Here is a 6419-nt window from a genome sequence, read left to right on the forward strand (position 1 = left end):
CTGGATCGAGCTGGCGCTGTAGGCCAGGGTGTTGCCCAGGTTGTCCAGCTTCAGGAACCACAGCGCGTCGGTGTTGGCGCCCCATGCCTGCTTGTAGCTGGCCGACAGGCTGAGCAGCGTGTAGCCGGGCGTGCGCACATCGCTCGCCGGCACCCGGTTCTGCTCGACCGCATGCCGAACCTGCGCGCCGAGTTGCCAGTTGCCCTGGCTGGCGTCCAGGCCCAGCGTCACGCGCAGCGGTGCGATGCGCGGCAGCGCCTCGCCGGTGTCGCGGTTTTCGCCGCGCGTCATGTCCAGGCCGCTGCTCAAGTCCAGCTGCCAGCCACCCAGCCGGGCAAAACGCGTGTGGCCTTCGAGCTCCAAACCCCAGAGCTGCGCCCGCACACCGCGAAACACGTACTCAGGCGAATCGCCACCGGGTTCGCCAGCCTCGTCCACCTGCCGGCCAGAAGCTTCCAGCGAGATGAAGTTGGCAAAGCGCATGCCGAACAGTTGCAGGCTCGCGCTGTCTGCCCCCTGGGCCCAGTTCAGGCCCAGGTCGGCATGCGTGCTGCGCTCCAGGCCCAGGTCGGCATTGCCACGCTCATAGGAAGCGGTGGCCACGTGCAGGCCGTTGGCGAACAGCTCGTAATAAGCCGGTGCGCGCTGGGTGCTGCCAAACGACGCGCTGACAGACCATTGCGAAGCGAGCGGCCAAGTGCCGGACACCGAGGCGCTTAGCGGCGTGAAGTCGCGGTTGGTGGCCGCACCGAAGCGCTTGCCCAACTGGCCCTCGGCATCCGGTTGATCGCCCTCGGAATGCACGGCGGCGCGCTCGGCACGCAGGCCCAGGCTGAGCTTGCCGCCCACGGCATTGACCTCTTCCAGCGCGAACAGCGCGGCATTGCGGCTGCGGGTGTTGGGCACAAAAGCCTCCTCACCCAACGCCGAGAAGTCCAGCGTTTCGGCCTGCAGGCCGATCACGCCCTGCGCCCCGTTGCCAAACAGGCCGCGATGGCGCGCCTCCAGCCGCAGGTCGTTGCCACTGCTGTCGAACGTGGTGCCCACTTCGCCTGTGCCTTCGACTTCCTGGTGGCGGTAGTCGGTGTGGCCGTAGCGGAAGCTGAGCTGCTCGAAACCCAGCGCGTCAAGCTCATGTGCGCCGGCCAGGCTGAAGCGGTCACGTTTCATGTGAATGGTCACGTCTGGCTCGACAGTCACGCCATAGACATTGCGGTAGGTGTCCAGCGAGGCGCCCAGGTAGCCAGCAGCGTCGGCATAGGACGCGCCGATGGCCCCGCCTTCGGTCTCGGCAGCGGAGTTGCGAACCCTGGTGCTCGGCTCGCCTGCCTCGCCGTCTTCCACCGGCGTGAAGCGCGGCACGCGCAAGTCCTCGGTCTTGCGTTTGAAGCCATCCAGGTGCCAGTTGAAGCCGCCCTGCCCGCCTTCCAGCAGGCCGGAAGCGGACTTCTCGCTCGCGGCGCCACCAGCGCGCAGTTCGACCCTGCCGCCCAGCCCGTCCAGCGCGGTGGTGGGAATGCGGTTGTCAATGGTGTTGACCACGCCACCGGTGGCATTGCCGCCATACAGCAGCGAGGCCGGGCCACGCAGGACTTCGACACGTTCAACCACCAGTGGGTCCAGCGCCACCGCATGGTCGAAGCTGAGGTTGGATGCGTCGACCGAGGCACCGGCGTTGTCCAGCAGGCGAACGCGGTCCCCGTCCAGCCCGCGGATGGTGGGCCGGTTGCTGTTCGGGCCGTACCAGCTGGAAGACACACCGGGCAGGCCGTCCAGCGTTTCGCCCAGCGTCGGCGCCAGTCGCAGCGTGAGTTTGTCGCCTGTCAAGACGCTGGCGGCCTGGGCCGGGTCGCCACCCAGCGGGTTGCCGGTGATCACGACCTGGGCGGGGGCGCCGGCAGCGGCGGTGCCGGCCTGGTTCGGCGCGGCAGCTGCCGTCACGGTTTGGGCCTGGGCAGCGGCGGAGAGTGCCGCCAAGGCCAGCAGCGTGGCATGGTGCAGCCGGGCCAGCGGCCAGGCGTGTGGCGACTGCTGTCGCGCGAAATGGGAGGAAGAGGAAGCAACAAGGGAAGTGGGCAGCAACATTGGAAATCCATGGCCCGCCCCACCAGAACTGCGCGAGGCGATGGTGACGGGCAAGTCAAATCGGGTGCACGCAGGGCGCGTGCAGGCGTCGGCTCAACGACTCACCACCCAGCAGCGACGCACAGGCCAGGGCCTGCGGCAAGGCGCAGGTCGGCATGCGCATCGGCAATGCGTGGGCGGGGAACGGAGCGAAGGGGCTGGCGTCAGGCCAGCGAAGGGGGCGCGCGGGCCTGGTAGGGCCGGTCAAGCTGCCCGTGGAGGGCGACCGGGACCACCACCGCAAGCCGGGGCGGCCGCGGGCTTTCGGCTGGCAGCGCCAGCGTGACCTGGGGCAGCAGGTCGGCGTGCAGCAGTTGATCGAGCAGCTGGCAGTCGGCATGGCCGGCGGCGTGAGACCAGAGCGTTGCGCCAAGCGATTTGGCTTGTGGCGCGGCAATCGCCTTGGCGACAAGGGCTTGCCGTGCGGCACCTCGCGGCAAGCCGTTGCCGTGCTGCAGGCTGTGCAGCGTGCCCAGGGTCTGGGCGCACAGCAGCGCAAGCGCCAGTGCCAGCGCCGCCGGCCAGCTCAGCCGGACCGACCTTGGCCAGAAGCGCCTGCGGGTCATCTGCAATCAGCCACGCACCAGGCGCGTGAAGCTGCGTCGGAACTTCTCGACCTTCGGTGCCACCACGTAGGCGCAATAGCCCTGCTCCGGGTGGTTGGCAAAGTAGTGCTGGTGATAGTCCTCGGCCGGCCAGTAGCGCTTCAAGGGCTGCAGTTCGGTGACCACCGGCTTGTCGGTCGCCTGCCGCACTTCTGCCAGCACCTCGCGGCAGACCGGCAACTGGGCCTCGTCGTTCACATAGATGCCAGAGCGGTACTGGGTGCCAACGTCATTGCCCTGCCGGTTCAGCGTGGTTGGGTCGTGGATCACGAAGAAGATTTCCAGCAGCTCGCGCAGGCTGACCTGGGCCGGGTCGAAGCGCAGCTGCACCACCTCGGCATGGCCGGTCGTGCCGGCGCAGACCTGCTCGTAGCTGGGATCGTCCACCTGCCCATTGGCATAACCGGACTGCACGGACAGCACGCCCTGAACCTGTTCGTAAACGCCTTCCAGGCACCAGAAGCATCCCCCCGCCAGCGTGATCAGCTGGGGTGCGCTCGCATCGGCGTTTGCAGGCATGGTGGACATGGGGGAAGAGGCAAAGGCAGCGGTCATGGCGGGTCCTGTGGTGGCGCAACGCGCGCATCCGAAGCGGTGCGGCAAAACCGGCACAAGTTGCATTTTGACGGGCTGAGGGCCCGCCGTGCCGGCTCCCCCTTATCTGAAGCCGCTGGCGGCCGGTGCAAGCCTCGGTGCAGGCCACCAGTGGGCACCATGAGTGCGACCCCATGGGTGCGGCAAGAAAGTGCGGCCCACAAGTACGAAGACCTCCGGCCCGTTGCCGGCCCGGAGGTCTTGTGGACGGCATTCGCCATCCAGCGAGGATCGGGCGAGAAATGGGCCCGGGCCTCAAAGACGCAGCGATGGCGTCTTCATGAAGTACCTCAGTGAAGAGGCGGGTTTAGATTAGCGCCAAAGGGGGCGCCAGCGCAAGCGCGTATCCCTGCACCGGTGCCACCCATTCGTTATTTCTTGCACAGCACCCGCGGCTGGCCGATGCTCACAGGTTGAGCTGGTCGAACAAGGCCTTCATGCGGGCCTGAACCGCATCGTCCATCGCAATCACGCGGCCCCATTCGCGGCTGGTTTCGCCAGGCCATTTGTTGGTCGCGTCCAGCCCCATCTTGCCGCCCAGGCCGCTAACGGGCGAGGCGAAGTCCAGGTAGTCGATCGGCGTCTGCTCGACCAGCGTGGTGTCGCGCACCGGGTCCATGCGGGTGGTGATGGCCCACATCACGTCCTGCCAGTTGCGGATGTCCACGTCATCGTCGGTCACCACGATGAACTTGGTGTACATGAACTGCCGCAGGAAGCTCCACAGGCCGAACATCAGCCGCTTGGCGTGACCGGGGTAGGCCTTGCGGATGGAGATCAGCGCCATGCGGTAGCTGCAGCCTTCGGGCGGCAGGTAGAAGTCGACGATCTCTGGAAACTGCTTTTGCAGCAGCGGCACGAACACCTCGTTCAGCGCCACGCCCAGCACGGCAGGCTCGTCCGGCGGCTTGCCGGTGTAGGTCGAGTGATAGATCGGGTCGCGCCGGTGGGTGAGCCTATCGATGCGGAACACCGGGAACCAGTCCTGCTCGTTGTAGTAGCCGGTGTGGTCGCCATACGGGCCTTCGAGCGCATGCAGGTAGCCGCCGACTTCCTTGACCGGCACACCGTGCTCGCTGTGGCCGGTGAAGCCGGCGGGCGCGGTCGGGATGTGCCCTTCCAGCACCATCTCGGCCCGCGCCGGCACCTGCAGCTTCAGGTCGCCTTCGCCGACGCTGCTGTCGGCCAGCTCGGTGCGGCCACCACGCAGCAGGCCGGCGAACTGGTATTCGGACAGGCTGTCCGGCACAGGTGTCACGGCGCCCAGCGTGGTCGCCGGATCCGCACCGAGCGCGACGGCGATGGGGAACGGCTGCCCTGGGTTGACGCGCGCAAAGTCGCGAAAATCCAGCGCGCCGCCCCGGTGCGCCAGCCAGCGCATGATGACCTCGTTGCGGGCTATCACCTGCTGGCGGTAGATGCCCAGGTTCTGGCGCAAGCGAGGTTGCGGCACGTTGCGCGGCCCGCGGGTGATCACCAAGCCCCAGGTGATCAAGGGCGCAGCGTCACCAGGCCAGCAGAACTGGATCGGCCAGCGGCCCAGGTCCACCTCGGCGCCTTGCAGCACCACCTCCTGGCACGGCGGCGAGCCGACCTTGGCCGGCTTCATGTCCCAGACGGCCTTGGCCATGTCCCACAGTTTGCCGGCTTCCCTGAGGCTTTTAGGGGGGTCCGGCTCCTTCAGCGCGGCCAGCAGCCGGCCCACGTCGCGCAACTCGTCCACCGCTTCAGCGCCCATGCCCCAGGCCACGCGCTGCGGTGTACCGAACAGATTGGCGAGCACCGGCACGTTCGGTGCTGAATGCGGCGTTATCGAGGCAAAAGCAGGCTGCTCGAACAGCAATGCGGGGCCGCCAGCGCGCAGGACTTGGTCGGCCAAGGCCGTCATTTCGAGGTGCGGCGACACAGGCGCCTGCACCCGCTTGAGCGCACCGCGCGATTCCAGAGCGCCAATGAAGCCGCGAAGATCCCGGTATTTCATATTGTTTCGTTATAAGAACTTAAGTCCTTATGGTTGACTGGTTATTTCGCCTGCCTACAATCTGCTCCATCAACCAATCCAGGTTAGCCCGCGCCCTCGCCAAGAGGCGCCGCGACAAGGCAGCCGTTCGGTCAAGTTTGCGATGCTGGCGTGCACATATGCACCGGCCCGACTTGGCAATCGATTATCGCCACCCTCAGCATCCCTGATCGGCTTCCTGCCGCAGACGCTGCGACGCGTGGCGCCCGAGGAAAGGATGGACATGTCTGAACCTTCATGGTGGCAGCGCATGGCCGACGCAGGACGCCGCAGTGCTGGCGTGTTCCTGCGCGATGTGGGGCATGGCCTGCTGGAGGTCAGCCACAACGTTTTGGCCCTGGTGGGACTGCTGGTGCTTGCCGCCATTGTCTTCACGTTCAGCCGCGCTGACCTGCGAAGCGCGACCGAGCAACGCATGTACGACTGGCTGCAGGCGCGCAACACCGCGCGCAATGCACCGGCCGAAACGGATTTCGTGGCCATGCCGGACGACCCGGACGCCGGGAACCTGGCCCGCGCGCTGGCGATGGACCCGGCAGCGCTGAACCGCCAGCAGGCCGTGGTGACGACCTGGCTGTCGCGCCGCTACCGCGTGGCGCCGGAGCCTGTCGCGCGCCTGGTGCAGGAAGCCTGGCACGTGGGCCAGCGCGCGCAGCTGGACCCGACGCTGATCCTGGCGATCGTCGCGATCGAATCCAGCTTCAACCCCTTCGCGCAAAGCCCCGTGGGCGCGCAAGGGCTGATGCAGGTCATGACTGGCGTGCACAACCAGAAATACGAGGCCTTCGGCGGCAAGCTGACGGCTTTTGATCCGGTGACCAATCTTCGCGTGGGTGTGCAGGTGCTCAAGGAATGCATCTCCCGCGCCGGTGGGCTGGAAGCCGGCCTGCGTTTCTACGTGGGCGCGGGCAACCAGGAAGAAGACGGCGGTTATGCCGGCAAGGTACTGGCCGAACAGCGCCACCTGTTGCGCGTGGCGGCTGGCCAGAGCGTGCCGGTGACGGTGCCGAACGCCGTGATGACCGCGGCCAACAATGCGCAGGCCCTGTCGGTCGCCCCAGGCGCGGTCACGCCGC

General features: G+C 67.1%; 5 protein-coding genes. 1 reads left to right on the top strand and 4 read right to left on the bottom strand.

What is annotated here, in order from left to right; genetic code table 11:
• The 4 genes from FKP22_RS34275 to FKP22_RS17570 all read right to left on the bottom strand — a co-directional run.
• The coding region (locus FKP22_RS34275; protein WP_141288811.1) for a TonB-dependent receptor at positions 1-2085 on the bottom strand (2085 nt) is incomplete at its 3' end.
• A 203-nt stretch (positions 2086-2288) separates the two neighbouring features.
• Positions 2289-2690: a hypothetical protein gene (locus FKP22_RS17560; protein WP_141288813.1), complete on the bottom strand. Its 402-nt coding sequence runs from the start codon at positions 2688-2690 to the stop codon at positions 2289-2291.
• A 6-nt stretch (positions 2691-2696) separates the two neighbouring features.
• Positions 2697-3257, bottom strand: a complete 561-nt coding sequence (gene msrA / locus FKP22_RS17565) for a peptide-methionine (S)-S-oxide reductase MsrA (RefSeq protein WP_141288817.1) — start codon at positions 3255-3257, stop codon at positions 2697-2699.
• A gap of 472 nt (positions 3258-3729) precedes the next feature.
• Positions 3730-5304 (bottom strand): UbiD family decarboxylase domain-containing protein, encoded by a 1575-nt coding sequence (locus FKP22_RS17570; RefSeq protein ID WP_141288815.1) that lies wholly within the window; start codon positions 5302-5304, stop codon positions 3730-3732.
• 262 nt (positions 5305-5566) lie between these two features.
• Here FKP22_RS17570 and FKP22_RS17575 point away from each other — a divergent pair.
• A partial coding sequence (locus tag FKP22_RS17575; protein WP_233446872.1) for a lytic transglycosylase domain-containing protein occupies positions 5567-6419 on the top strand: 853 nt, incomplete at its 3' end.

Source organism: Ideonella azotifigens, assembly GCF_006519715.1.
In the GTDB taxonomy this organism is placed as follows: Bacteria; Pseudomonadota; Gammaproteobacteria; order Burkholderiales; family Burkholderiaceae_C; genus Ideonella; species Ideonella azotifigens.